The following is a 26990-nucleotide window of genomic DNA, read 5'->3' as shown; positions in this document are numbered from 1 at the left end:
CGCCACGTTGGCTAACACCGATCGGTTAAGCAAAATGATCGGTTGAACGATCCAGTGGGTAGGTGACAATAGCCTCATCAATTTTCTGATGGGGCTTTTTTATGCTTTCGACCTGGCTTGACGATACCCAGACCTGGGCTGAACCCGCTTCACTTTCCTGTTTTCAGCGTGCCATTCCCCTTGAGTGGATTTCTCAGGTCCTTGATTCCACCAATAAAGCCAGTATCCGTAAACGTAAGCTCCCCGCAGAACTCGTGGTCTGGCTGATTGTGGGCATGGGCCTGTATCGCGACCGCTCCATCACGGACGTTGTGACAAAACTCGATCTCGTCCTGAGTTCACAGGAAGGCGAGACTCTCGCCGCCAGCTCTGTTGCCCGGGCCCGTCAGAGACTCAGTGACGAACCGCTCCGGGAGCTCTTCACCCTGACGGCCAGCCACTGGACGCAGCAGGAAGACAAGGATGACCTCTGGCACGGGCTGCGCCTGTTTGCCGTTGATGGCACGCTTTTTCGTACTCCCGATACGCCCGAACTTGCTGAGCATTTTGAGTACATAAAGCATCGTCCGGACAGACACACCGAGTACCCGATGGTCAGGCTGTGCGCCATGATGTCACTGCGCAGCAGATTGATTCACGGCGTAAAATTCGGCCCGGCAAACACCGGAGAAGTCAGTTACGCGAAACAGTTATCGCCGCAGGCGAAGAGCCTGACCCTGTTTGACCGATGTTATCTGTCCGCAGAGTTACTGATTAACTGGCAGCGCAGGCAGCAGGAAGCGCACTGGCTGGTTCCCCTGAAGGGCAATACAAAATACCGCATAGTTGAAACCTTCGCCGGAGGAGACCATCTGGTGGAGATGCAGGTCTCGCCGCAGGCCCGCAAACAGGACAGTTCGCTGCCAGAAAACTGGCAGGCCCGGCTAATAGAATATGAAGATGAATCAGGTGATTACAAAGGTTTTATCACCTCTCTGACAGAGCCGGGGCAGTATCCGGCAGAGGCGCTGCGTTATGTATATCAGGAACGATGGAGCATAGAAAATGGTTATGGAGAACTGAAACAGTTCCAGCTGAGCACAGCCACGCTGTTGCGCAGTCAGAAAGTGAGCGGGATTTACCAGGAAATATGGGGCCTGCTGACGGCCTATAATCTGATACGGATGGAGATGAGTCAGATAGCACGGGAAGCAAAAGTGCCGCCGCTGCGGATAAGCTTCGTGATGGCGATGAGACTAATCCAGGATGAACTTGTCTGGTGCTCACTGGGTAAACCGGGGACGATCCCAACGAAGCTAAAGAAAATGCGGGAGAATGTGAAGCAATTTATCCTGCCAGAAAAGAGAAAACGGCCCAAAAAGAGGACCGTCAGAATCTCAAAAACCCAGTATCCCGTTCACTCAAAACATCTTAAGTGAACGGTGTTAGCCACGTTGGCGGCTTTTTTGTGCCCGGGTGTCTACACTTATCTGCGCTATAAAAATAAGCGCGAGGCGCGAGCGTTCTTTTATCAGGAGTTTTATGTCCACCCATCTGGTCTGGTTCCGTTGTGATTTACGTCTGCATGATAATCTTGCCCTTGCCGCTGCCTGCCGAAGCTCAACCGCGCGGGTGTTGGCTCTCTATATCTCCACGCCCGCCCAGTGGACGAAGCACACCATGTCGCCGCGACAGGCGGCGTTCATTGCCGCGCAGCTGGAGGCATTGCAGCAGGCGCTGGCCGACAAAGGCATTCCCCTGCTGTTTGAAGAAACGGCGGACTTCGACGCCAGCGTGGAGACGGTGAAAGCGGTCTGCGAAAGCCACGACGTCACGCATCTGTTTTACAACTACCAGTACGAACTCAATGAGCGCGAGCGGGACGCGGCGGTGGAAAAAGCACTGCGCAAGGTGATTTGCGAAGGCTTCGACGACAGCGTGATCCTGCCGCCGGGGTCGGTGATGACCGGCAATCATGAGATGTATAAAGTGTTTACGCCGTTTAAAAACGCGTGGCTGAAGCGATTGAAAGAGGGGATGCCGGAGTGTGCGGCGGCGCCGAAAGCGCGTGACAGGGCGGCGGTGGCGCCGCAGCAAAAAATCACGCTCAATTATCCGCAGCAGCAATTTGACCGGACCCTTTTTCCCGTTGACGAGAAAGCGGTGATAGCGCAGCTGCGCCAGTTCTGCCAGCAGGGTGCGGGAGAATATGAGCATCAGCGGGATTTCCCGGCGACGGACGGCACCAGCCGTTTATCGGCCAGCCTGGCGACGGGCGGCCTGTCGCCGCGCCAGTGTCTGCATCGCCTGCTGGCTGAGCATCCGCAGGCGCTGGACGGCGGCGCGGGCAGCGTCTGGCTGAATGAGCTTATCTGGCGTGAGTTTTACCGGCATCTGATGACCCGGAATCCGGCGCTGTGCAAACATCGCCCGTTTATCGCCTGGACTGACAGGGTCGCCTGGCGGGATAACGCCGCGCACTTTCAGGCCTGGCAGGAGGGAAAAACCGGCTATCCGATTGTTGATGCGGCAATGCGCCAGCTCAACGCCACCGGCTGGATGCACAACCGCCTGCGTATGATAACGGCCAGTTTTCTGGTGAAGGATCTGCTGATCGACTGGCGTAAAGGCGAGCGCTATTTCATGTCACAACTGATAGATGGCGATCTTGCCGCCAACAACGGCGGTTGGCAGTGGGCGGCTTCGACCGGCACCGACGCCGCGCCCTATTTCCGCATCTTCAATCCCACCACCCAAGGGGAGAAGTTCGATCGCGACGGGGAGTTTATCCGCCGTTGGATCCCTGAACTGCGCGAGGTGCCGGGCAAAGCGATTCACGAACCGTGGAAATGGGCGAACAGCGTGGGCGTAACGCTCAGCTATCCGCAGCCGGTTGTCGATCATAAACAGGCGCGGGCGACAACGCTTGCCGCCTATGAAGCGGCACGAAAAGGCGCGTAAGGTCATTGCGTTAACCCGGTAAGCGCCTCGCTACCGGGCTTTTGCGAGCTACGCTCGCCAAAAATGTACCCTCTGCAATCGTCCACTATTTTCCTCTGAAGAGCCCTCGCATCGCTGAATTTCTGGCGATGCGCGAGGGCGGACGGAAGCGTACAGTCCCGGCATCTTAATTAGCCGGTGACGGAACGCCATGATGATATCCACAACCTCCTCCCCGCATGATGCGGTGTTCAAACATTTTCTTAGCTTTCCTGAGACTGCGCGGGATTTTCTCGATATTCATCTGCCCGCAACGCTACGGGAAATATGCGATCTGGACACGCTGAAGCTGGAGTCGGGCAGCTTCATTGAAGAGAACCTGCGTTCACGCTATTCCGATGTGCTCTGGTCGCTCAAAACCGAGGACGGTGACGGTTATATCTATGTCGTTATTGAACACCAGAGCACGGAGGATGCGCATATGGCGTTCCGGCTGATGCGCTATGCCATGGCGGCGATGCAAAGACACCTGGACGCGGGGCATAAAATGCTGCCGCTGGTGATCCCGATGCTGTTTTATCACGGCGCCCGCAGCCCCTATCCGTGGTCGCTTTGCTGGCTGGATGAATTTGCCGATCCGGCAACGGCCCGCGAGCTTTACGCCTCTGCCTTCCCGCTGGTTGATATTACGGTGGTGCCGGATGATGAAATTATGCAGCACCGGCGCATCGCGCTGCTGGAGCTGATGCAAAAACATATTCGCCAGCGCGATCTGATGGGACTGATTGAGCAGCTCACCGCCGTTTTACTTACGGGTTACGCTAATGACACACAGCTGCAGGTGATGTTTAATTACATTTTGCAGTCCGGTGATGACCAGCGCTTTAACGATTTTGTGCGTGAAATCACGCAGCGGCTCCCACAACATAAGGAGAGGTTGATGACTATTGCGGAAAGATTACGCCTGGAGGGGCATAGCCAGGGGCTACAGGAAGGTTTATTGCAGGGACGTCAGCAGGGAAAAGAAGAAGGAGAGCGGGAGGCGGCGCTACGCATTGCCCGAGCCATGCTGGCGCAGGGAAGTGAGCGTAGCTGGGTGCTACTGGTAACCGGTCTTAACGAAGACGATCTGGTCGCGGCGCCCGGCCACTAATGCCCGACACGGGCCCGGCGCAGCAGCGGGAGCGCGCGCCGGGTTCGTTAACTCAGGAGCCGACCGCCAACGGGCGGTTTCTGAATTTAAGCGACTGATACAGCCAGATCAGCAGCACCAGCCCGACGCAGGCCAGCGCCCCCCAGGTGATTTCACTGAACACATCGATATAGGCATTGATGGAATAGTTAATCGCCCCGCTGGCGTCGAAGGCGCTCTGGGAGGTTCGATCGGCGATGACCCCGGCCAGATAGTTGGCTATCGCCCCGGAAAGCAGCATGTAAATGCCGGTTAACACGCCGGTGACGCCAGGGATCTCAATGCGCGTAATTTGCGACATCGCCACCGGGTCAATGAACAGCTCGGCGAAGCCCATCACCGCAAGCCCTGCGATCATCAACGGCATGGAGGAGTGACCATAGGCCGCAGACCAGCGGGCGCTGAGGGTCAGAATAGAGAAACCGGCGCTCATCAGGCCAAGCCCGAGGGCGAATTTGCCCCAGATGCGCACGCTGCGATTGCCGCCGATACTCTCTTTTATCAGCCAGGCCAGCACCACGCCGCAGAGCATTACCGCAAAGGCGTTAACTGACTGGAACATCGCGGTGGGAACCGAATAGCCGAAAATATGGCGGTTCACGAAGCGGTCGATATACAGGCTAATGGAGCTGCCGCCCTGCTGGGCAAACGCCCAGAACAACATGCTAAAAAAGGTGAGGGTGACAATCAGCCCCAGCTCTTTACGCTGCTTCTGATTTTCTGCCTGACGATAAATTTTGCCCAGCACCGCCAGACCGATCGCGGTAGCGACGATCAGCGCGTAAACCGCCCACTCCTGCCAGAACAGAACGGCGATCGCCAGCGGAGCGATGGTCAGCAGCACCAGCAGCCAGCCCCAGTTGGGCAGAATAAAAGAGCGGGCGCACAGCGCGGCTTTATTGACCCCTTTGGTATGGGTGAAATGGCGATTGCCGCACAGGAAGATAATCAGCCCGGCAACCATACCGATAGCCGCCAGCGCGAATCCCATCGCCCAGCTGTATTCTTCCTGCACGTAACCGCAGGCGATGGGCGCAACGATAGAGCCCACGTTGCCTGCGGCGTACAGCAGCGAAAAGCCGCCATCTCGGCGCGGATCTTCCGTCTGATACAGCTCGCCCAGCAGGCAACTGATATTTGATTTAAACAGACCGTAGCCGCAGACAATGATTGCCAGCGACAGATAGAGAAACGTCGGGGCGATTTCACTTGCGCCGAGCACCAGGTGGCCCACCGCCATCAGAAAGGCGCCAAGCATCACCGCCATCCGGTTGCCGAGCACCTTATCGGCGAGGTAGCCGCCGAGGATCGGCGTGACATACACCAGCGAGCAGTAGGCGCTGAACAGCGCGTAAGCATGGGTATCATCGTATTTAAGCTGGTTGGTGAGATAGAGGATCAGCAGGGCGCGCATGCCGTAAAAACTGAAGTATTCCCAGATTTGCAGCGCGACGACGTAGTAAATCGCCCGCGGTTGAGAGGAGGCTTTCTTCATTGTGTTACCAGAATGTCTTACACGCTGCGCAGAGAAAATGCCGCGTGGTGGAGTGTCCTTAAAGTTATAACGTCGATACAGATCTAATTGTTTTTGCAATATGCGGTCTGATTGCATAAATATACAGGAAAGCGATCGCAAAAGGTCGCGCTTTTGGTCGTGAAAAGAGTCGGTATTGTTTCTTAATGTGTCAGTGAATTGGCTATCGACGAACCGGCATCCGGACGCTATTTTAACGTATCGCATAGACAACTAAGGGAGCGATGATGAAAAACACCGAGCTGGAACAACTGATCAACGAGAAACTGAACAGCGCCGCAATGAGCGACTATGCGCCAAACGGTTTACAGGTTGAGGGCAAAGAGACGGTGCAGACAATCGTAACCGGCGTCACCGCCAGCCAGGCGCTGCTGGATGAAGCGGTGCGCCTGCAGGCTGATGCGGTCATCGTTCATCATGGCTACTTCTGGAAGGGGGAATCCCCGGTGATTCGCAGCATGAAGCGCAACCGTTTAAAAACGCTGCTGGCGAATGATATCAACCTTTATGGCTGGCACCTGCCGCTGGATGCGCATCCTGAACTGGGCAATAACGCGCAGCTGGCGGCGCTGCTTGGCATCAGCGTGATGGGAGAAATTGAGCCATTAGTACCCTGGGGTGAACTGTCGATGCCGGTGCCCGGACTGGAACTGGCGTCGTGGATTGAAGCGCGCCTCGGCCGCAAACCGTTATGGTGCGGCGATACCGGGCCGGATACCGTCACCCGCGTCGCCTGGTGCACCGGCGGCGGACAAAGTTTTATCGACAGCGCCGCCCGTTTTGGCGTTGATGCGTTCATTACCGGCGAAGTTTCCGAACAGACCATCCACTCCGCGCGCGAACAGGGGCTGCATTTTTATGCGGCCGGGCATCACGCGACTGAACGTGGCGGCATCCGCGCCCTGAGCGAATGGCTGACTGAAAATACCGATCTGGATGTGACCTTTATTGATATACCGAACCCCGCGTAACCAGTCTCGTATGGCTATGACAATAACGCCTGATGAGGCCGGCGATAAACGTAAGAGGAAGACAAGTGCAACGAGCGCGTTGTTATCTGTTAGGTGAAACGGCGGTGGTGCTGGAGCTTGAACCACCGGTGACGCTGGCGAGTCAGAAACGTATCTGGCGACTGACGCAGCGGCTGGTCGATATGCCGAATGTGGTTGAGGCCATTCCGGGGATGAACAATATCACGGTGATCCTGCGCGAGCCGCAAACGCTGGCGCTGGACTCCATTGAGCGTCTACAGCGCTGGTGGGAAGAGAGCGAGGCGCTGGAGCCTGACTCCCGCGATATCGCCATACCGGTTATCTATGGCGGCGAAGGGGGACCGGACCTGGCGGAAGTCGCGCGCCATAGCGGTCTGAGTGAAAAGCAGGTGGTGGAGCTGCACGCCTCGGTGGAGTATGTGGTCTGGTTTTTGGGCTTCCAGCCGGGCTTTCCGTATCTTGGCAGTTTACCGGAACCGCTGCATACCCCAAGACGAGCTGAACCGCGCCTGCTTGTTCCGGCAGGTTCTGTTGGCATCGGCGGATCGCAGACCGGCATCTACCCGCTGCCCACGCCGGGAGGCTGGCAGCTTATCGGCCAGACTTCGCTGAAACTCTTCGATCCGACCCATGACGAACCGGTACTACTGCGTCCCGGCGACAGGGTGCGCTTTATCCCGCAAAAGGAGGGCGTATGCTGAAGATCATTCGCGCAGGGATGTACACCTCAGTTCAGGACGGCGGCCGCCACGGCTTTCGGCAGTCCGGCATCAGCCACTGCGGGGCGCTGGATAAACCCGCCATGCAAATCGCTAATCTGCTGGTAGGCAACGAGGCAGATGCGCCGGTGCTGGAGATCACCCTCGGGCAACTGGTGGTCGAGTTTACCGTCGACGGCTGGTTTGCCCTGACCGGAGCAGGCTGTGAGGCGACGCTGGATACTCATCCTGTCTGGACGGGCTGGCGTCTGCCGGTAAAAGCCGGCCAGCGGCTGGCGCTTCAGCGTCCGCAGCATGGAATGCGCAGCTATCTTGCCGTCGCTGGCGGTATTGCCGTGCCGGAGGTGATGGGTTCTGCCAGTACGGATCTGAAGGTCGGTATCGGCGGATTGGCAGGTCGCCTGCTTAAAGACGGTGACCGTCTGGCCATCGGCAAACCAGCGCGTCAATTCCTCGGCGCGCAGGGGGTGAAACAGCTGCTGTGGGGGAACCGCCTACGGGCGCTGCCGGGGCCGGAATATCATGAGTTCGATCCGGTTTCGCAGGAGGCGTTCTGGCGCTCGCCGTGGTATCTCAGTCCGCAGAGCAACCGTATGGGTTACCGGTTGCAGGGGCAGCCGTTAAAACGCACCACCGGACGTGAACTGCTTTCTCATGGCCTGTTGCCCGGCGTGGTGCAGGTGCCGCATAACGGCCAGCCGATTGTGCTGATGAACGACGCCCAGACCACCGGCGGCTATCCGCGCATCGCCTGCATTATCGAGGCCGATATGTACCATCTGGCGCAGATCCCGCTCGGACAACCCATTCATTTCGTCCAGTGCTCGCTGGAAGAGGCGCTGAAAGCGCGTCAGGATCAGCGGCGTTATCTGGAGCAACTCTCGTGGCGGCTTAACGATGAACATTGATCTCAATGCGGACCTCGGCGAGGGCTGCGCCAGCGACGGTCAACTGCTGACGCTGATCTCGTCGGCCAATATCGCCTGCGGCTTTCACGCTGGCGATGCGCAAACCATGCTGGCAAGCGTGCGCGAGGCGCTGAAAAACGGCGTCGCCATTGGCGCGCATCCCAGCTTTCCGGACCGGGAAAACTTTGGCCGTAGCGCGATGAGCCTGCCGCCGGAGACGGTCTATGCGCAAACGCTGTATCAGGTTGGCGCGCTGGCGGCGATAGCGCAGGCGGAAGGCGGTGTTCTGCGCCACGTTAAGCCGCACGGTATGCTCTACAACCAGGCGGCGAAAGATCCGCAGCTTGCCGACGCCATTGCGAAGGCGGTACACGCCTGCGATCCGGCGCTGATTCTGGTCGGGCTGGCGGGCAGCGAACTGATTCGCGCAGGGGCGCATTACGGCCTTGCCACTCGCCAGGAGGTGTTTGCCGACCGCGGCTATCAGGCTGACGGCACGCTGGTGCCGCGCAGCCAGCCGGGCGCGCTGATAGAGGACGAAGCACAGTCGCTGGCGCAGACGCTGGAAATGGTGGAACGCGGTCGGGTGAAAAGCATTACCGGCGAGTGGGCCAGCGTTGTTGCCCAGACGGTCTGCCTTCACGGCGACGGCGAGCACGCACTCGCCTTTGCTCGCCGCCTGCGCGAGGCGTTTGCCGCACGCGATATCGCAGTAACCGCATAACAAACGACGTCGTCCCAAAGAGGACGGCGCGCAGATGTACGACACAACGAAACACAACTGACAAGGAATGGATTATGGGAGATGCAGTCACTCTCTGGCCACTGACCGGCATTGCCGTCATTGTGGTCGGGTTTATTTTACGTTTTAACCCGGTACTGGTGGTTATCGTCGCCGGGATTGTCACCGGACTGGCGGCGCAGATGCCGATCGCCACGATCCTCGAAAAGCTGGGGGAGGGGTTTCTTAACACCCGCAACCTGCCGTTTATCCTGCTGATCCCGCTTGCCGTTATCGGCCTGCTGGAGCGGCACGGCCTGAAAGAGCGCGCGCAGGCGTGGATCGCCAAAATTCGCAGCGCCACCGCGGGCCGCCTGCTGGTGGTGTACCTTTTTATCCGTGAAATCACCGCGGCGCTTGGCCTGACCAGCCTCGGCGGACATCCGCAGATGGTGCGTCCGCTGCTGGCGCCGATGGCGGAAGGGGCGGCCGAGAAAAATTATGGCGAACTGCCCGGCGCGGTGCGCTATCGACTGCGGGCGATGTCGGCGGCGACCGACAACGTGGGGCTCTTTTTTGGTGAGGATATCTTTGTCGCCTTCGGGGCGATCATCTTCATGCATAACTTTATGCTGGAATCCGGCGGGATCCAGACCGAACCGCTGCATATCGCGCTATGGGGGATCCCAACGGCAATTTGCGCTTTCCTGATCCACGGCGCGCGCCTGTGGCGGCTGGATAACTATCTGCAACGTGAAATGGCGAAGGCCAGCGCGGCGCAGACGGTCAAGGGAGCGGCGCAATGAATTTTCAGCAAAGCTACCTCTACTGGCTGGCGGGCATTGTTCTGCTGCTTGTCGCGATCATGTCCTGGCGGGACAAAGCCAACCCGCGCAGGTTAACGACGGGATTGTTCTGGGGCGTGTACGGCCTGCTGTTTTTGCTGGGCGACTGGACGTATCAGCTGGCGGGCGACAAGCGTACGGTGAATATTGCCGTAGGCGTCGCCGTGGTGCTGATGGCGCTGATCGCCGGGTTTGGCGGCGTGCGGCTCGGCAGCTATCACCAGCGCACCCGCGAGCAGCGTGAGGAGAGCGCGACGCGCCTCGGCAACCGTCTGTTTTATCCGGCGCTGGCGATCCCGGTGGTGACGGTGATCGGCGTGCTGATGTTCAACCATATTCCTGGTCTACAGGCCGGGCTGTTCGGGCCTGGCAATCACGCCACGCTGGTGACGCTGTTTTCGATGACCGCAGGCACGCTGATTGGCCTCGGTATGGCGATCAAAATGACCCATGAGAAAGTCCATCAGCCGATTCAGGAGGCGCGGCGTTTGCTCGACTCCATCGGCTGGGCGTTTATTCTGCCGCAGATCCTCGCCACGCTGGGTTTATTGTTCACCGCGGCGGGGGTGGGCAGCGGCATTTCGTATCTCACTCAGGCGTATTTCGCCGTTGACAGCCGCTTTATTGCGGTGGCGGTCTACACCATCGGAATGGCGTTGTTGACGATGGTGATGGGGAACGGCTTTGCCGCTTTCCCGATCGTGACCGCAGGTATCGGCATTCCGATTCTGGTGCTTCAGCACGGCGGCAACCCGGCGGTGATGGCGGCGATTGGCATGTTCTCCGGTTATTGCGGCACTTTAATGACGCCGATGGCGGCAAACTTTAATATCGTGCCCGCCGCGCTGCTGGATCTGCCGGACAAAAACGCAGTAATCAAAGCGCAGGTGCCGACCGGCGTACTGCTGCTTCTGGTCAACGTGTTGCTGATGTATTTCCTGATGTTCCTGTAAGGAGGAAGGATGAAAACGGTATTAATCACCGGCTTTGAGCCGTTTGGCGGCGAACGGATTAACCCTTCCTGGGAAGTGGTATCGCGCCTCGACAATGCTATCATCGGCAGATGTCGCGTGGTCGCGCGCCAGCTGCCGTGCGTATTTGGCGAATCGCTCACTGAGCTGAATGCGGCTATTGATGCGCTGTCTCCTTCCCTGGTACTGGCGGTCGGTCAGGCCGGCGGTCGTCCGGATATCACCGTTGAGCGCGTGGCGATCAACGTCGATGACGCCCGCATTCCTGATAATAAAGGCCAACAGCCGGTCGACGCGCCTGCTCTCGCCACGGTTTCGTAACCGCCAGTTTTCCGGCCTGCTGCTTGATCAGGCCTTCCTCGCAGGGCTGGGAAATTATCTGCGGGTCGAAATCCTCTGGCAGGTAGGGTTAAACGGCGCTCATAAGGCGAAAGCGCTAAGCGAAAGCCAGCTTGACGCGCTTTCGCACGCGCTGCTGGATATTCCGCGCTTGTCCTATACCACCCGTGGGCAGGTTGATGAGAATAAACATCATGGGGCGCTGTTTCGCTTTAAGGTCTTTCACCGCGACGGCGAAGCCTGCGAGCGCTGCGGCGGGATTATCGAAAAAACCACGCTCTCCTCGCGGCCGTTTTACTGGTGCCCTCGCTGTCAGCAATAGTCGGAACTGCCGTCGTTGCCTGATGGCGCTACGCTTATCAGGTCTACAATGGTTTTCTGGGCGCCCGGGTGGAGATAAAGCGCGCCACCGCCGGTCCGGTTAATAAGATGCTGAACAGGCGCAGGGTCTGCATCGCCATAATCAGCGCCATATCGGCGTTGCTGCCCGCGGCTATCACCGCTACGGTGTCCAGTCCGCCGGGGCTGGTGGCGAGATAGGCGGTCATAAAATCGATCTGCATGTAATGGGCCAGCCCCCACGCCATCGCCGCGCATATCGCCATCAGCGTAAAGACAGAGGCCAGAATCTGCGGCAGCGGGCGCAGCGCCATAAAAAACACCTGCTTGTCGAACCCAAGGCCGATGCGCCAGCCAATCGCCATATAAGCCATCGCCAGCAGCCACTCCGGCAGCTCAATCACCATCATGCCGCCGCTATGCAGCAGCGCGCCTGCCAGCATCGGCACCAGCATCGTTCCGGAAGGGATACGCAGCAGGCGACCGGCAACGCCCGCCGTCACCGCCAGCAGCAGGGTGTACAGCAGATTAGCGCTCAGCGGCGGAAACCATTCTACCTGCTGGCTGACGGCTTCGGCGCTGTCGCCGAGGATCAGGCGGGTGACCAGCACCGCCGCGCCCGCGACGAACAGCACCCGCAGGTACTGCATAAACGCCACCAGCCGGATATCGGCGCCATAGTCCTGCGCCATCGCTACCATTGCCGCCGCGCCGCCGGGAGAGGAGCCCCACGCGCCGGTATTGCCCGGCAGCGAACTGTAGCGCACCAGCAGCCAGCCGACCACCGCGCTTGAAATCAGCGTCACCAGCAGCACCGCCAGCACCACCGGCCAGTTAACGGCAAGGGTAGTAAGGATTGAACTGCTAAGGTTTTGCGCAATCATGCAGCCGAGAATCGCCTGAGCCGCGAGAAAGGCGGAGCGGGGGAGGGTCAGGGCGATGCCGCGCAGGCTGAAAACAATACCGGCGATCATCGGGCCGAGCAGCAGGGCCGCCGGGAGATGGAGGTGCAGAAACAGCAGGGAAAGAAGGAGCGACGCAAGAAACAACAAACCCCACTGCAAAAAAGGCATCCCATGCTCCTGATTAATATTTAACGAAGTTTCAGGAAATCATAGAGAAAGCGCGGGCAGATTAAAATAACGCGGGTCAAGAAAAGGGGGATACGCCGGATAGCGACGCTTACGCGCCTTATCCGGCAGAGTAACTTAACGCTTAATATCAGACTTAAAATCACGCTGTTCGTAGCCGGTGTACAGCTGACGAGGACGGGCGATTTTCATGCCTTCGCTGTGCATTTCATTCCAGTGCGCAATCCAGCCGACGGTACGCGCCATCGCGAAGATCACGGTGAACATGGAGGACGGAATGCCCATCGCTTTCAGAATGATACCGGAGTAGAAGTCCACGTTCGGGTAGAGTTTCTTCTCAATGAAGTACGGGTCGTTCAGCGCGATGTGCTCCAGCTCCATCGCCACTTCCAGCAGATCATCTTTGGTGCCCAGCTCTTTCAGCACTTCGTGGCAGGTTTCACGCATTACGGTGGCGCGCGGGTCGTAGTTCTTATACACGCGGTGGCCGAAGCCCATCAGGCGGAAAGAGTCATTCTTGTCTTTCGCGCGACGAACAAATTCCGGAATGTGTTGAACCGAGCTGATCTCTTCCAGCATCTTCAGCGCCGCTTCGTTTGCGCCGCCGTGCGCCGGTCCCCACAGGGAAGCGATACCGGCTGCGATGCAGGCAAACGGGTTCGCGCCGGAGGAGCCCGCGGTGCGGACGGTGGAGGTGGAGGCGTTCTGCTCATGGTCAGCGTGCAGGATCAGGATGCGATCCATCGCGCGTTCCAGTACCGGGTTCACTTCATACTCTTCGCACGGGGTGGCGAACATCATGCGCAGGAAGTTACCGGCGTAGGAGAGGTCATTACGCGGATAAATAAACGGCTGACCGATAGAGTACTTGTAACACATCGCCGCCATCGTCGGCATTTTGGACAGCAGGCGGAAGGCGGCGATTTCACGATGGCGCGGATTGTTAACATCCAGAGAGTCGTGATAGAACGCCGCCAGCGCGCCGGTGATCCCGCACATTACCGCCATCGGGTGAGAATCGCGACGGAAGGCGTGGAACAAACGGGTGATTTGCTCGTGGATCATCGTATGGCGGGTAACCGTGGTTCTGAACTCGTCGTACTCCGCCTGCGTCGGCTTTTCGCCGTACAGCAGGATGTAGCACACTTCCAGGTAGTTAGACTCGGTGGCTAACTGATCGATCGGGAAGCCGCGATGCAGCAAAATCCCTTCATCACCGTCGATAAAGGTAATTTTGGATTCGCAGGATGCGGTAGAGGTGAAACCCGGATCAAAAGTGAACATCCCCTTTGAACCCAGGCTACGAATATCAATAACGTCCTGACCCAGCGTGCCCTTCAGCACGTCCAGTTCAATAGCAGCATCACCATTCAGGGTGAGTTTTGCTTTTGTATCAGCCATTTACGGTCTCCTTAGCGCCTTATTGCTTGAGACTGCTCAGGTGAGATCTGTCTTCTACACTTTATCCTTCACGCTGCCTGCCAGCTGGCGACGCTCAAAAACCACGGTCATAACGTTATCGATGCGCCGGTGGCTTTTCTCGCCTGCCGCCTTGATGCAGCGAGAACGATGGTATGTAGCACAAAATTAACCGTTACCAGTTTGTTATTCGGCTCGCCGCTCTGCGAGAGAGAAGAAAACCAGGGTACAGAACAATGGGCGCGTGCAGGTAAATCAGTTAACTCATGGTGAATTAAAAACAAATCAACAACTTAGCAATCCGAATTATTCAACCTGTCTATCACTATTAACTGTACTGAAGGGATCGGTCAATATCTTCTTACTGTTACATAACTTATTAACAGGTTAAAGAGTGACCCCATAACTTTTACGCATTATATGCTTTTTCTGCTGTAGTTTGTAACAACTTTGTTTAATGATTGTCAAATCAGATGATTAAAAATTAAATAAATGTTGTTATCGTGATGTGGATCACTGTTCGGGATAAAACCCGACAAACTATATGTAGGTTAATTGTAATGATTTTGTGAACGTCCTATACTGCGGCCAGGTCTCCGGAATACCCTGCAATCCCGAGCCACCCAGCGTTGTAACGTGTCGTTTTAGCATCTGGAAGCAGTGTTTTACATGACGCGCAGTTATAGAAAGGACGCTGTCTGACCCGCACGCAGACCGGAGGAAGGAAATCCCGTCGTCTTTCAGGCTACAAGGAGGATGAACCTCTGTACCTGAAGTCAAAAGGGAATAATAAGAACAGCATGTGGGCGTTATTCATGATAAGAAATGTGAAAAAACAAAGACCTGTCAATCTGGATCTGCAAACTATCCGCTTCCCAATCACGGCGATAGCGTCCATTCTCCATCGCGTATCCGGCGTCATCACCTTCGTGGCGGTCGGGATTTTGCTGTGGTTACTGGGCACCAGCCTCTCATCACCGGAAGGTTTCCAGCAGGCGTCCGCTATCATGGGGAGCTTCTTCGTTAAATTTATCATGTGGGGCATCCTCACCGCGCTGGCTTATCACGTGGTCGGCGGCGTGCGCCATATGTTTATGGATTTTGGTTATCTGGAAGAAACATTCGAAGCGGGTCAACGCTCCGCCAAAATCGCTTTCGTTATCACTGTCGTGCTTTCACTTCTCGCAGGAGTCCTCGTATGGTAAGCAACGCCTCCGCATTAGGACGCAATGGCGTACATGATTTCATCCTGGTCCGTGCTACCGCTATCGTTCTGACGTTATACATCATCTACATGGTCGGGTTCTTCGCCACGAGCGGCAACCTGACCTGGGAAGCCTGGACCGGTTTCTTCTCATCGGCCTTCACCAAAGTCTTCACCCTGCTGGCGCTCTTTTCCATTCTGATTCATGCCTGGATTGGCATGTGGCAGGTGTTGACCGACTACGTTAAACCGCTGGCGATACGCCTGGGCCTGCAACTGGCTATCGTCGTTGCGCTGGTGGTTTACGTCATTTATGGATTTGTTGTGGTGTGGGGTGTGTAATGAAACTGCCAGTCAGAGAATTTGATGCTGTTGTAATCGGCGCAGGCGGCGCGGGTATGCGTGCGGCGCTGCAAATTTCCCAGAGCGGACAAACCTGTGCGCTGCTGTCCAAAGTGTTCCCGACTCGTTCGCACACCGTTTCCGCGCAGGGTGGGATCACCGTCGCGCTCGGCAATACCCATGAAGATAACTGGGAATGGCACATGTACGACACCGTAAAAGGGTCGGATTACATTGGTGACCAGGACGCGATTGAATATATGTGTAAGACCGGCCCGGAAGCGATTCTGGAGCTGGAGCATATGGGCCTGCCTTTTTCCCGTCTTGACGATGGCCGCATCTATCAGCGTCCGTTTGGCGGTCAGTCGAAAAATTTTGGCGGCGAACAGGCTGCCCGCACCGCGGCGGCGGCGGACCGTACCGGTCACGCGCTGCTGCACACGCTGTATCAGCAGAACCTGAAAAACCACACCACCATTTTCTCCGAGTGGTATGCGCTGGATCTGGTGAAAAACGCCGATGGCGCAGTGGTCGGCTGTACCGCGCTGTGCATCGAAACCGGTGAAGTGGTCTACTTCAAAGCCCGCGCTACCGTGCTGGCGACCGGCGGCGCAGGTCGTATCTATCAGTCCACCACCAACGCCCATATTAATACTGGGGACGGCGTCGGGATGGCGATTCGCGCTGGCGTGCCGGTGCAGGATATGGAGATGTGGCAGTTCCATCCGACCGGCATCGCCGGGGCGGGGGTTCTGGTCACCGAAGGCTGCCGTGGCGAAGGCGGCTATTTGCTGAACAAACACGGCGAGCGCTTTATGGAGCGTTACGCCCCGAATGCTAAAGACCTGGCAGGTCGTGACGTGGTGGCGCGTTCCATCATGATTGAGATCCGCGAAGGTCGCGGCTGCGACGGCCCGTGGGGCCCGCATGCCAAGCTGAAACTTGACCATCTGGGTAAAGAGGTTCTGGAATCCCGTCTGCCGGGTATCCTCGAGCTCTCCCGTACCTTCGCCCACGTTGATCCGGTGAAAGAGCCGATTCCGGTTATTCCAACCTGTCACTATATGATGGGCGGTATTCCGACCAAAGTGACCGGCCAGGCGCTGACCGTTAACGCCCAGGGCGAAGATGTGGTGATTCCGGGGCTGTTTGCGGTGGGTGAAATCGCCTGCGTTTCCGTCCACGGCGCTAACCGTCTGGGCGGCAACTCGCTGCTGGATCTGGTGGTGTTTGGTCGCGCGGCGGGCCTGCATTTACAAGAATCTATCGCCGAACAGGGCGCGCTTCGCGACGCCACAGAAGACGAGATCGATGCTTCTCTGTCCCGCCTGAACCGCTGGAACAACAATCGCGACGGCGAAGATCCGGTGGCGATCCGCAAAGCGTTGCAGGAGTGTATGCAGCATAACTTCTCGGTATTCCGCGAAGGCGACGCGATGGCGAAAGGGCTGGAGCAGCTGAAAGCGATCCGCGAGCGGCTGAAAAACGCCCGTCTGGACGATACATCCAGCGAGTTCAATACCCAGCGCGTCGAGTGCCTGGAGCTGGATAACCTGATGGAAACTGCCTATGCCACGGCGGTCTCCGCGAACTTCCGTACCGAAAGCCGCGGCGCGCATAGTCGCTTCGACTTCCCGGAACGTGATGATGAAAACTGGCTGTGCCATTCCCTGTATCTGCCAGAGACGGAGTCCATGACGCGACGTCAGGTCAACATGGAACCGAAACTGCGCCCGGCATTCCCGCCGAAGATTCGTACTTACTAATGCGGAGACAGGACAATGAGACTCGAGTTTTCAATTTATCGCTATAACCCGGATGTTGACGACGCTCCGCGCATGCAGGATTACACCCTCGAAGCGGAAGAAGGGCGCGACATGATGCTGCTGGATGCGTTAATCCAGCTGAAAGAGAAAGATCCGTCGCTGTCGTTCCGCCGCTCCTGTCGTGAAGGGGTGTGCGGTTCCGATGGCCTGAACATGAACGGCAAAAACGGCCTGGCGTGCATCACGCCGATTTCGGCGCTCAATCAGCTGGGTAAGAAAATTGTCATTCGTCCGCTGCCCGGTTTGCCGGTAATCCGCGATTTGGTGGTAGACATGGGGCAATTCTACGCACAATATGAGAAGATTAAGCCTTACTTGTTGAATAATGGGCAAAATCCTCCAGCGCGTGAGCATTTGCAGACGCCGGAACAGCGGGAAAAACTGGACGGGCTGTACGAGTGCATTTTGTGCGCCTGTTGCTCCACCTCCTGCCCGTCTTTCTGGTGGAGCCCGGACAAGTTTATCGGCCCGGCCGGTCTGTTAGCGGCCTATCGCTTCCTGATCGACAGTCGCGATACCGAAACCGACAGCCGTCTGGAAGGCATGAGCGATGCATTCAGCGTATTCCGCTGTCACAGCATCATGAACTGCGTCAGTGTTTGTCCGAAAGGGCTGAACCCGACGCGCGCTATCGGCCATATTAAGTCGATGCTGTTGCAGCGCAGCGCGTAAGTAACGCGCCGGATGGCGCTGCGCTTACCCGGCCTGGGATTTTGTAGGCCCGGTAAGCGTAGCGCCACCGGGCAAAAAATAGGAAATCTTTAAAAACCGCTACATTGCAGTAAAGGCAAGCCAACGAAGCCGCAGCCTGAACGCAGAAGATTAATGGCAGTTTTTAAAGGTTCCTTCGCGGGCCAGCAAGAGCTCGCAGGTGAACCCCGGCACGTACACGCAGTGTGCGTGGTAGTTTCTACGGCGAAAGTAAGCATATAAATGCTTAAGGGATCACGATGCAGAACAGCGCTTTGAAAGCCTGGTTGGACTCTTCTTACCTCTCTGGCGCAAACCAGAGCTGGATAGAACAGCTCTATGAAGACTTCTTAACCGATCCTGACTCGGTAGACGCAAACTGGCGTTCGACGTTCCAGCAGTTACCTGGTACCGGAGTCAAACCGGATCAACTCCATTCAAAAACACGTGAATATTTCCGTCGTCTGGCGAAAGATGCTTCACGTTACTCTTCTTCGATTTCCGACCCTGACGCCAATGTGAAGCAGGTTAAAGTCCTGCAGCTCATTAACGCTTATCGCTTCCGCGGTCATCAGCATGCGAATCTCGATCCGCTGGGGCTGTGGAAACAGGATACCGTCGCGGATCTGGATCCCTCCTTCCACGATCTGACCGAGGCCGATTTCCAGGAAACCTTTAACGTGGGTTCTTTTGCTATCGGCAAAGACACGATGAAGCTGGGCGATCTGATTGACGCGCTCAGGCAGACCTACTGCGGCTCTATCGGCGCGGAATACATGCACATTACCTCTACGGAAGAGAAGCGCTGGATCCAGCAGCGTATTGAGTCCGTAGCGGGCCATGCGACCTTCTCTGTGGAAGAGAAGAAACGCTTCCTCGGCGAGCTGACTGCCGCCGAAGGCCTGGAGCGCTATCTGGGCGCGAAATTCCCTGGCGCGAAACGCTTCTCGCTGGAAGGCGGCGACGCGTTAATCCCTATGCTTAAAGAGATGATCCGTCACGCCGGCAGCAGCGGCACCCGTGAAGTGGTGCTCGGCATGGCGCACCGCGGTCGTCTGAACGTTCTGATTAACGTGCTGGGTAAAAAACCGCAGGATCTGTTCGACGAATTCGCCGGTAAACATAAAGAACACCTCGGTACCGGCGACGTGAAGTACCATATGGGCTTCTCGTCCGATATCGAAACTGAAGGTGGCCTGGTTCACCTGGCGCTGGCGTTTAACCCGTCGCACCTGGAGATCGTCAGCCCGGTGGTGATGGGTTCTGTGCGCGCGCGTCTGGATCGACTGGATGAGCCGAGCAGCAACAAAGTGCTGCCGATCACTATTCACGGCGACGCGGCGGTAACCGGGCAGGGCGTGGTGCAGGAAACCCTGAACATGTCGAAAGCGCGCGGTTACGAAGTTGGCGGCACCGTTCGCATCGTTATCAATAACCAGGTGGGCTTCACCACCTCTAACCCGCTGGATGCCCGTTCCACCCCGTACTGCACCGACATTGGTAAAATGGTGCAGGCGCCGATCTTCCACGTTAACGCGGACGATCCGGAAGCGGTGGCGTTTGTCACCCGTCTGGCGCTGGACTTCCGTAATACTTTTAAGCGCGATGTGTTCATCGATCTGGTGTGCTACCGCCGTCACGGCCACAACGAAGCCGACGAGCCGAGCGCCACCCAGCCGCTGATGTATCAGAAAATCAAAAAGCATCCGACCCCGCGTAAAATCTACGCCGACAAGCTGGAGGCCGATAAGGTCGCCACGCTGGAAGATGCCACTGAAATGGTCAACCTCTACCGCGACGCGCTGGATGCCGGCGAATGCGTGGTGAAAGAGTGGCGGCCAATGAACATGCACTCCTTTACCTGGTCGCCGTATCTCAACCATGACTGGGAGGAAGCGTATCCGAATAAAGTGGAGATGAAGCGGCTCCAGGAGCTGGCGAAACGCATCAGTACGGTGCCGGAAGCGGTTGAAATGCAGTCCCGCGTCGCCAAGATTTACGGCGACCGCCAGGCGATGGCCGCCGGTGAGAAGCTGTTCGACTGGGGCGGCGCTGAAAACCTGGCCTACGCCACGCTGGTTGACGAAGGCATTCCGGTGCGTCTGTCCGGCGAAGACTCCGGGCGCGGCACCTTCTTCCACCGTCACGCGGTGATCCATAACCAGTCCAACGGCTCCACTTACACCCCGTTACAACACGTGCACAACGGGCAGGGCACCTTCCGCGTGTGGGACTCCGTGCTGTCTGAAGAGGCGGTGCTGGCGTTTGAATACGGTTACGCCACGGCGGAACCGCGTACCCTGACCATCTGGGAAGCGCAGTTTGGCGACTTCGCCAACGGCGCGCAGGTGGTTATCGATCAGTTCATCTCCTCCGGCGAGCAGAAATGGGGCCGCATGTGCGGTCTGGTGATGCTGCTGCCGCACGGCTACGAAGGGCAAGGGCCGGAGCACTCCTCCGCGCGCCTGGAGCGTTATCTGCAACTTTGCGCCGAGCAGAATATGCAGGTTTGCGTACCGTCCACTCCGGCGCAGGTGTATCACATGCTGCGTCGCCAGGCGCTGCGCGGGATGCGTCGTCCGCTGGTGGTGATGTCACCGAAGTCGCTGCTGCGTCATCCGCTGGCTGTGTCCAGCCTCAACGAACTGGCGAACGGCGCGTTCCTGCCGGCCATCGGCGAGATAGATGATATCGATCCGAAAGGCGTGAAGCGCGTGGTGATGTGTTCTGGTAAGGTTTATTACGATCTGCTGGAACAGCGTCGTAAAAACGATCAGAAAGATGTCGCCATCATCCGTATCGAACAGCTTTATCCGTTCCCGCATCAGGCGATGCAGGACGTGTTGAAACAGTATGCTCACGTACATGATTTTGTCTGGTGCCAGGAAGAGCCGCTTAACCAGGGCGCATGGTATTGCAGCCAGCATCATTTCCGTGAAGTGATTCCATTTGGGTCCGCTCTGCGTTATGCAGGCCGCCCGGCCTCCGCCTCTCCGGCGGTAGGGTATATGTCCGTTCACCAGAAACAGCAACAAGATCTGGTTAATGACGCGCTGAACGTCGATTAAATAAAGGATAAATAATGAGTAGCGTAGATATTCTTGTTCCCGACCTGCCTGAGTCCGTAGCGGACGCGACCGTCGCCACCTGGCACAAAAAACCAGGCGACGCCGTGGTTCGTGACGAAGTGCTGGTAGAAATCGAAACTGACAAAGTGGTACTGGAAGTACCGGCATCAGCGGACGGCATTCTGGATGCGGTTCTGGAAGACGAAGGCACCACCGTGACTTCCCGCCAGATCCTCGGTCGCCTGCGTGAAGGCAACAGCGCCGGTAAAGAGACCAGCGCCAAATCGGAAGAGAAAGCGTCGACTCCGGCACAGCGCCAGCAGGCCTCGTTGGAAGAGCAAAACAACGATGCGCTGAGCCCGGCGATCCGTCGCCTGCTGGCTGAACATAACCTCGAAGCCAGCGTGATTAAAGGCACCGGCGTCGGCGGCCGCATCACTCGCGAAGATGTGGAAAAACATCTGGCGAAAGCGCCGGCGAAAGAAGAGACGAAAGCGCCTGAAGCGGCGCCGACAGCGCAGCCTGCGCTCGGCGCGCGTAGCGAAAAACGCGTACCGATGACCCGCCTGCGTAAGCGCGTGGCCGAGCGTCTGCTGGAGGCGAAAAACTCCACCGCGATGCTGACGACCTTCAACGAAGTCAACATGAAGCCGATTATGGATCTGCGTAAGCAGTACGGCGAGGCGTTCGAGAAGCGTCACGGCATCCGTCTGGGCTTTATGTCCTTCTATGTGAAAGCGGTGGTGGAAGCGCTGAAACGCTTCCCGGAAGTCAACGCCTCTATCGACGGCGACGACGTGGTGTATCACAACTACTTCGACGTCAGCATGGCGGTCTCTACTCCACGCGGCCTGGTAACCCCGGTTCTGCGCGATGTGGATACGCTGGGCATGGCTGACATTGAGAAGAAAATTAAAGAGCTGGCGGTGAAAGGCCGTGACGGCAAACTGACCGTAGACGACCTGACCGGCGGTAACTTCACCATTACCAACGGCGGCGTATTTGGTTCCCTGATGTCCACCCCGATTATCAACCCGCCGCAGAGCGCGATCCTCGGGATGCACGCCATTAAAGATCGTCCGATGGCGGTCGATGGCAAGGTGGAGATCCTGCCGATGATGTATCTGGCGCTCTCCTACGATCACCGCCTGATCGACGGTCGTGAATCCGTGGGCTTCTTGGTGGCGATCAAAGAGCTGCTGGAAGATCCGACACGTCTGCTGCTGGACGTGTAGTAAACAAGAGTATCACCTGCCCCGTAGGCCGGATAAGGCATTCACGCCGCCATCCGGCGAGGGTGTACTGCCTGATAGCGCTATGCTAATCCGGCCTACGGGTTTAAAGATAACGATTACCTGAAGGATGGACAGAACACATGAACTTACATGAATATCAGGCAAAACAACTTTTTGCCCGCTATGGCTTACCGGCGCCGGTGGGTTATGCCTGTACTACTCCGCGTGAAGCTGAAGAAGCGGCATCGAAAATCGGTGCCGGTCCGTGGGTGGTGAAATGTCAGGTTCACGCTGGCGGTCGCGGTAAAGCGGGCGGTGTGAAGGTTGTCAAAAGCAAAGAAGAGATTCGCGCCTTTGCTGAGCACTGGCTGGGCAAACGTCTGGTGACCTATCAGACGGACGCCAACGGCCAGCCGGTTAACCAGATCCTGGTTGAAGCGGCGACCGATATTGATAAAGAGCTGTATCTCGGCGCGGTGGTTGACCGCAGCTCCCGTCGCGTGGTCTTTATGGCCTCGACCGAAGGCGGCGTAGAGATTGAAAAAGTGGCGGAAGAGACTCCGCACCTGATCCACAAAGTGGCGCTCGATCCGCTGGCCGGTCCGATGCCGTATCAGGGACGCGAACTGGCCTTTAAACTGGGTCTGGAAGGCAAACTGGTGCAGCAGTTCACCAAAATTTTCATGGGCCTGGCGACCATCTTCCTTGAGCGCGACCTGGCGCTGATTGAAATTAACCCGCTGGTGATCACGAAGCAGGGCGATCTGATCTGCCTCGACGGTAAGCTGGGCGCTGACGGTAACGCGCTGTTCCGCCAGCCGGATCTGCGCGAAATGCGCGACCAGTCGCAGGAAGACCCGCGCGAAGCGCAGGCGGCGCAGTGGGAGCTGAACTATGTGGCGCTGGATGGCAACATCGGCTGCATGGTGAACGGCGCCGGCCTGGCGATGGGGACAATGGATATCGTTAAGCTGCACGGCGGCGAACCGGCGAACTTCCTCGACGTGGGCGGCGGCGCGACCAAAGAGCGCGTTACCGAAGCGTTTAAAATTATCCTCTCTGACGACAACGTGAAAGCCGTTCTGGTTAACATCTTCGGCGGTATCGTCCGTTGCGACCTGATTGCCGACGGCATCATCGGCGCGGTGGAAGAAGTGGGCGTTAACGTCCCGGTTGTCGTTCGTCTGGAAGGCAACAACGCCGAACTCGGCGCGAAGAAACTGGCTGACAGCGGCCTGAATATTATTGCAGCGAAAAGTCTGACGGATGCAGCTCAGCAGGTTGTTGCCGCAGTGGAGGGGAAATAATGTCCGTTTTAATCGATAAAAACACCAAGGTTATCTGCCAGGGCTTCACCGGTAGCCAGGGGACCTTCCACTCCGAACAGGCGATTGCCTACGGCACGCAGATGGTCGGCGGCGTCACGCCGGGTAAAGGCGGCACGACCCATCTGGGTCTGCCAGTGTTCAATACCGTGCGTGAAGCGGTAGAAGCGACGGGCGCCATCGCCACCGTTATCTACGTTCCGGCGCCGTTCTGCAAAGATTCTATTCTCGAAGCGATCGACGCAGGCATCAAACTGATCATTACCATCACTGAAGGCATCCCGACGCTGGATATGCTGACCGTGAAGGTGAAGCTGGACGAAGCGGGCGTGCGCATGATCGGCCCGAACTGCCCGGGCGTGATCACCCCTGGCGAATGCAAAATCGGCATCATGCCGGGCCATATTCACAAACCGGGTAAAGTGGGCATCGTTTCCCGTTCCGGTACCCTGACCTATGAAGCGGTTAAGCAGACTACCGACTACGGCTTCGGCCAGTCCACCTGCGTGGGCATCGGCGGCGACCCGATCCCCGGCTCTAACTTCATCGACATCCTGAAGCTGTTCCAGGAAGATCCGCAGACCGAAGCGATCGTCATGATCGGCGAGATCGGCGGTAGCGCGGAAGAAGAAGCGGCGGCGTACATCAAAGATCACGTCACCAAGCCGGTAGTGGGCTACATTGCCGGTGTGACCGCGCCGAAAGGCAAACGTATGGGTCACGCGGGTGCCATTATCGCAGGCGGTAAAGGGACGGCGGATGAGAAATTCGCCGCGCTGGAAGCCGCAGGCGTGAAAACCGTCCGCAGCCTCGCCGACATCGGCGAAGCGCTGAAGGCAGTCATTAAGTAACACTAAGATATAAGAGTAAACGGCCCAAACCCTTCATTCACCCGTGATGAAGGGGGAAGGGTCGGTCCGATTTCGACATGGTTGGCCATCAGATGATGGCCTTTTTTTTATCTGTCGGTTTGCCAACGGAGCTTGTGGAAGGAGAAGGGGAGACGTCAGCGGGCGCTTTCTGCCCGGTTATGCGCGAACCTTTAACGATAAACCTGCCTGAACAGACAACAAACACCTTCCAGCCACGCGCTCGTGTTTTTTTATTAACGTAATAATAACCGCGTGGTGTTAATTTAAAACAATTCTAAGGTGAATTAATTGTGAATATTAAGCCCGGAAATCTTGTCTCTGAAAATAAAAGACACGCAGCTAACGAGAAATCGCACCTCTCCTGGCGGCGGAGGCAGGGCAAGTCACGTTAATTAAAACACTGTATTTTTATATATGGTTACTCAACAAGTATCCATACCTGCCTTTATAAATACATATAAGCAACATCTTGTTCACTAATGACACCAGTTGTAAACATAGTTAACAGAGTTGAGTGTTTTTGATTTAAATCAATGCCTAAACATTGGAAAATAGCATTAAAACGCGATAAATTGTCGCCTATCAAATTGGTGGAAAAGTGATAAATTTGGCATAAATTGATCGCTGTCGAAAAATGCAAATCTTCCTTAATAAAAACCTGTTTATTGTAAGGATTTTGCGGCGTAATATAATTGCGGGATCAATTTGAGATTTTTATTAACATATTTGTAACCTTTCACCCTTTCTGTTTGCGTTCTGCAAAAGCGGCGAAGGTGGAAGCGCGCAAATTAATTTGTATTGGGGCATGCGTGTGACCCTTTCTGACGGGGTTCACTCTCGGAGTCTTCATGCGATGAGCAAGGAGTCAAGATGTTAGATATAGTCGAACTGTCGCGCTTACAGTTTGCCTTGACCGCGATGTACCACTTCCTTTTTGTGCCGCTGACGCTCGGTATGGCGTTTCTGCTGGCCATTATGGAAACGGTCTACGTCCTTTCCGGCAAACAGATTTATAAAGATATGACTAAATTCTGGGGCAAGTTGTTTGGCATCAACTTCGCTCTGGGTGTGGCAACAGGGCTGACCATGGAGTTCCAGTTCGGGACTAACTGGTCTTACTATTCCCACTACGTTGGGGATATCTTCGGTGCGCCGCTGGCGATCGAAGGTTTGATGGCCTTCTTCCTCGAATCCACCTTTGTAGGTCTGTTCTTCTTCGGTTGGGACCGTCTGGGCAAAGTTCAGCACATGGCTGTGACCTGGCTGGTGGCATTAGGTTCTAACCTCTCAGCGCTGTGGATCCTCGTCGCGAACGGCTGGATGCAGAACCCTATCGCATCGGATTTCAACTTCGAAACCATGCGTATGGAGATGGTGAGCTTCTCTGAACTGGTGCTGAACCCGGTCGCCCAGGTGAAATTTGTTCACACCGTGGCCTCTGGCTATGTGACCGGCGCGATGTTCATCCTCGGCATCAGCGCTTACTACCTGCTGAAAGGCCGCGATATCGCCTTCGCCAAACGCTCCTTTGCTATCGCCGCCAGCTTCGGTATGGCTGCCGTGCTGTCTGTTATTGTTCTGGGTGATGAATCCGGTTACGAAATGGGCGACGTGCAGAAAACGAAACTCGCCGCCATCGAAGCCGAGTGGGAGACTCAGCCTGCGCCGGCTGCCTTCACCCTGTTCGGCATTCCGGATCAGGATTCGCAGGAAAATAAATTCGCTATCCAGATCCCTTACGCGCTGGGCATCATCGCCACCCGTTCCGTCGACACGCCGGTTATCGGTCTGAAAGACCTGATGGTGCAGCATGAAGAGCGTATCCGTAACGGGATGAAAGCTTACCAACTGCTGGAGCAGCTGCGCGCCGGTTCTACCGACCAGGCGGTTCGCGACCAGTTCAACAGCATGAAGAAAGACCTCGGTTACGGTCTGCTGCTGAAACGCTATACCCCGAACGTCTCTGATGCGACGGAAGCGCAGATTCAGCAGGCGACGAAAGATTCTATTCCTCGCGTTGCGCCGCTGTACTTCGCGTTCCGTATCATGGTGGCATGCGGCTTCCTGCTGCTGGCTATCATCGCGCTCTCTTTCTGGAGCGTGATCCGCAACCGCATCGGCGAGAAAAAATGGCTGCTGCGCGCCGCGCTGTACGGTATTCCACTGCCGTGGATCGCCGTTGAAGCAGGCTGGTTTGTCGCGGAATATGGCCGTCAGCCCTGGGCTATCGGCGAGGTATTGCCGACCGCCGTGGCGAACTCGTCCCTGAGGCCAGGCGACCTGCTGTTCTCCATGTTCCTGATTTGCGGTCTGTATACCCTGTTCCTGGTGGCTGAACTGTTCCTGATGTTCAAGTTCGCACGCCTTGGCCCAAGCAGCCTGAAAACCGGTCGCTATCACTTTGAGCAGTCCACCGTGGCTTCTCAGCCGGCACGCTAA

The 26990-nt window shown here is 56.8% G+C and carries 21 protein-coding genes and 2 pseudogenes; 20 read left to right on the top strand and 3 right to left on the bottom strand.

The features are described from left to right. Window positions 1–101: 101 nt before the first annotated feature. The 3 genes from K7R23_RS22960 (at window position 102) to K7R23_RS22950 (ending at window position 4072) form a co-directional block, all read left to right on the top strand. Entirely contained in the window at window positions 102–1418 is a 1317-nt protein-coding gene (locus K7R23_RS22960) for an IS4-like element ISCro6 family transposase (protein ID WP_012905035.1), read from the top strand. Between the two features lie 103 nt (window positions 1419–1521). Continuing rightward, window positions 1522–2940, top strand: a complete 1419-nt coding sequence (phrB, locus tag K7R23_RS22955) for a deoxyribodipyrimidine photo-lyase (RefSeq protein ID WP_012905036.1) — start codon at window positions 1522–1524, stop codon at window positions 2938–2940. A gap of 190 nt (window positions 2941–3130) precedes the next feature. Further along, the gene (locus K7R23_RS22950) at window positions 3131–4072 is read left to right on the top strand and encodes an Rpn family recombination-promoting nuclease/putative transposase (protein WP_012905037.1); all 942 of its coding nucleotides are present in this window, start codon (window positions 3131–3133) and stop codon (window positions 4070–4072) included. A 52-nt stretch (window positions 4073–4124) separates the two neighbouring features. Here the strand turns inward: K7R23_RS22950 and K7R23_RS22945 are convergent, their stop codons facing one another. Then, complete coding sequence (locus K7R23_RS22945) at window positions 4125–5606, bottom strand: MFS transporter (protein WP_012905038.1); 1482 nt, start codon at window positions 5604–5606, stop codon at window positions 4125–4127. A gap of 266 nt (window positions 5607–5872) precedes the next feature. Between K7R23_RS22945 and ybgI the strand changes: the two genes are divergently transcribed. From ybgI to K7R23_RS22905, 8 genes and pseudogenes are all read left to right on the top strand, one after another. Further along, on the top strand, window positions 5873–6616 hold the full coding sequence (ybgI, locus tag K7R23_RS22940) for a radiation resistance protein YbgI (protein ID WP_012905039.1): 744 nt from the start codon (window positions 5873–5875) through the stop codon (window positions 6614–6616). A 65-nt stretch (window positions 6617–6681) separates the two neighbouring features. Beyond that, complete coding sequence (gene pxpB / locus K7R23_RS22935; protein ID WP_012905040.1) at window positions 6682–7338, top strand: 5-oxoprolinase subunit PxpB; 657 nt, start codon at window positions 6682–6684, stop codon at window positions 7336–7338. Next, a complete protein-coding gene (gene pxpC / locus K7R23_RS22930) occupies window positions 7332–8264 on the top strand; it encodes a 5-oxoprolinase subunit PxpC (protein ID WP_012905041.1) in 933 nt (310 codons plus the stop codon). Before pxpB ends, pxpC begins: the two co-directional genes overlap by 7 nt. After that, window positions 8254–8988: a 5-oxoprolinase subunit PxpA gene (pxpA, locus tag K7R23_RS22925; protein WP_012905042.1), complete on the top strand. Its 735-nt coding sequence runs from the start codon at window positions 8254–8256 to the stop codon at window positions 8986–8988. The genes pxpC and pxpA overlap by 11 nt, the downstream gene beginning before the upstream one ends. Window positions 8989–9062: 74 nt before the next feature. Further along, window positions 9063–9791 (top strand): DUF969 domain-containing protein, encoded by a 729-nt coding sequence (locus K7R23_RS22920; RefSeq protein WP_012905043.1) that lies wholly within the window; start codon window positions 9063–9065, stop codon window positions 9789–9791. Further along, the gene (locus K7R23_RS22915; RefSeq protein ID WP_012905044.1) at window positions 9788–10783 is read left to right on the top strand and encodes a DUF979 domain-containing protein; all 996 of its coding nucleotides are present in this window, start codon (window positions 9788–9790) and stop codon (window positions 10781–10783) included. Before K7R23_RS22920 ends, K7R23_RS22915 begins: the two co-directional genes overlap by 4 nt. Window positions 10784–10792: 9 nt before the next feature. Then, window positions 10793–11110 (top strand): annotated as a pseudogene (locus K7R23_RS22910) (pyroglutamyl-peptidase I family protein); the annotation flags it as partial. Next, window positions 11097–11462 (top strand): annotated as a pseudogene (locus K7R23_RS22905) (zinc finger domain-containing protein); the annotation flags it as partial. The pseudogenes K7R23_RS22910 and K7R23_RS22905, both read left to right, overlap by 14 nt. Window positions 11463–11505: 43 nt before the next feature. Here K7R23_RS22905 and K7R23_RS22900 read toward each other — a convergent pair. Together K7R23_RS22900 and K7R23_RS22895 are read right to left on the bottom strand one after the other, a co-directional pair. Further along, window positions 11506–12552: an AbrB family transcriptional regulator gene (locus K7R23_RS22900; RefSeq protein WP_012905045.1), complete on the bottom strand. Its 1047-nt coding sequence runs from the start codon at window positions 12550–12552 to the stop codon at window positions 11506–11508. A 135-nt stretch (window positions 12553–12687) separates the two neighbouring features. Continuing rightward, entirely contained in the window at window positions 12688–13971 is a 1284-nt protein-coding gene (locus tag K7R23_RS22895; RefSeq protein WP_012905046.1) for a citrate synthase, read from the bottom strand. Window positions 13972–14789: 818 nt separating this feature from the next. On the opposite strand from K7R23_RS22895, the gene sdhC reads away from it, so the two are divergent. The 9 genes from sdhC to cydA all read left to right on the top strand — a co-directional run bounded on the left by sdhC (window position 14790) and on the right by cydA (window position 26990). Beyond that, window positions 14790–15194 (top strand): succinate dehydrogenase cytochrome b556 subunit, encoded by a 405-nt coding sequence (gene sdhC, locus K7R23_RS22890; RefSeq protein WP_012905047.1) that lies wholly within the window; start codon window positions 14790–14792, stop codon window positions 15192–15194. After that, on the top strand, window positions 15188–15535 hold the full coding sequence (sdhD, locus tag K7R23_RS22885) for a succinate dehydrogenase membrane anchor subunit (protein WP_012905048.1): 348 nt from the start codon (window positions 15188–15190) through the stop codon (window positions 15533–15535). The genes sdhC and sdhD overlap by 7 nt, the downstream gene beginning before the upstream one ends. Next, the gene (sdhA, locus tag K7R23_RS22880) at window positions 15535–17301 is read left to right on the top strand and encodes a succinate dehydrogenase flavoprotein subunit (protein ID WP_012905049.1); all 1767 of its coding nucleotides are present in this window, start codon (window positions 15535–15537) and stop codon (window positions 17299–17301) included. Before sdhD ends, sdhA begins: the two co-directional genes overlap by 1 nt. Before the next feature lie 15 nt (window positions 17302–17316). Further along, complete coding sequence (gene sdhB / locus K7R23_RS22875) at window positions 17317–18033, top strand: succinate dehydrogenase iron-sulfur subunit SdhB (protein ID WP_012905050.1); 717 nt, start codon at window positions 17317–17319, stop codon at window positions 18031–18033. A 278-nt stretch (window positions 18034–18311) separates the two neighbouring features. Next, window positions 18312–21119, top strand: a complete 2808-nt coding sequence (sucA, locus tag K7R23_RS22870; RefSeq protein ID WP_012905051.1) for a 2-oxoglutarate dehydrogenase E1 component — start codon at window positions 18312–18314, stop codon at window positions 21117–21119. Window positions 21120–21133: 14 nt separating this feature from the next. Further along, window positions 21134–22354: a 2-oxoglutarate dehydrogenase complex dihydrolipoyllysine-residue succinyltransferase gene (gene odhB / locus K7R23_RS22865; RefSeq protein ID WP_012905052.1), complete on the top strand. Its 1221-nt coding sequence runs from the start codon at window positions 21134–21136 to the stop codon at window positions 22352–22354. A 140-nt stretch (window positions 22355–22494) separates the two neighbouring features. After that, window positions 22495–23661: an ADP-forming succinate--CoA ligase subunit beta gene (gene sucC / locus K7R23_RS22860; RefSeq protein WP_012905053.1), complete on the top strand. Its 1167-nt coding sequence runs from the start codon at window positions 22495–22497 to the stop codon at window positions 23659–23661. After that, window positions 23661–24530, top strand: coding sequence for a succinate--CoA ligase subunit alpha (gene sucD / locus K7R23_RS22855; RefSeq protein ID WP_012905054.1), 870 nt, complete (start codon window positions 23661–23663; stop codon window positions 24528–24530). Before sucC ends, sucD begins: the two co-directional genes overlap by 1 nt. A gap of 891 nt (window positions 24531–25421) precedes the next feature. After that, window positions 25422–26990 carry a cytochrome ubiquinol oxidase subunit I gene (cydA, locus tag K7R23_RS22850; RefSeq protein WP_012905055.1) on the top strand — a complete coding sequence of 523 codons (1569 nt, stop codon included), beginning with the start codon at window positions 25422–25424 and terminating at the stop codon, window positions 26988–26990.

Source organism: Citrobacter rodentium NBRC 105723 = DSM 16636, from assembly GCF_021278985.1.
GTDB classification, from domain to species: domain Bacteria; phylum Pseudomonadota; class Gammaproteobacteria; order Enterobacterales; family Enterobacteriaceae; genus Citrobacter_A; species Citrobacter_A rodentium.
The sequence above is the reverse complement of the archived record's forward strand: the minus strand, read 5'-3'. Positions and strand labels throughout refer to the sequence as shown.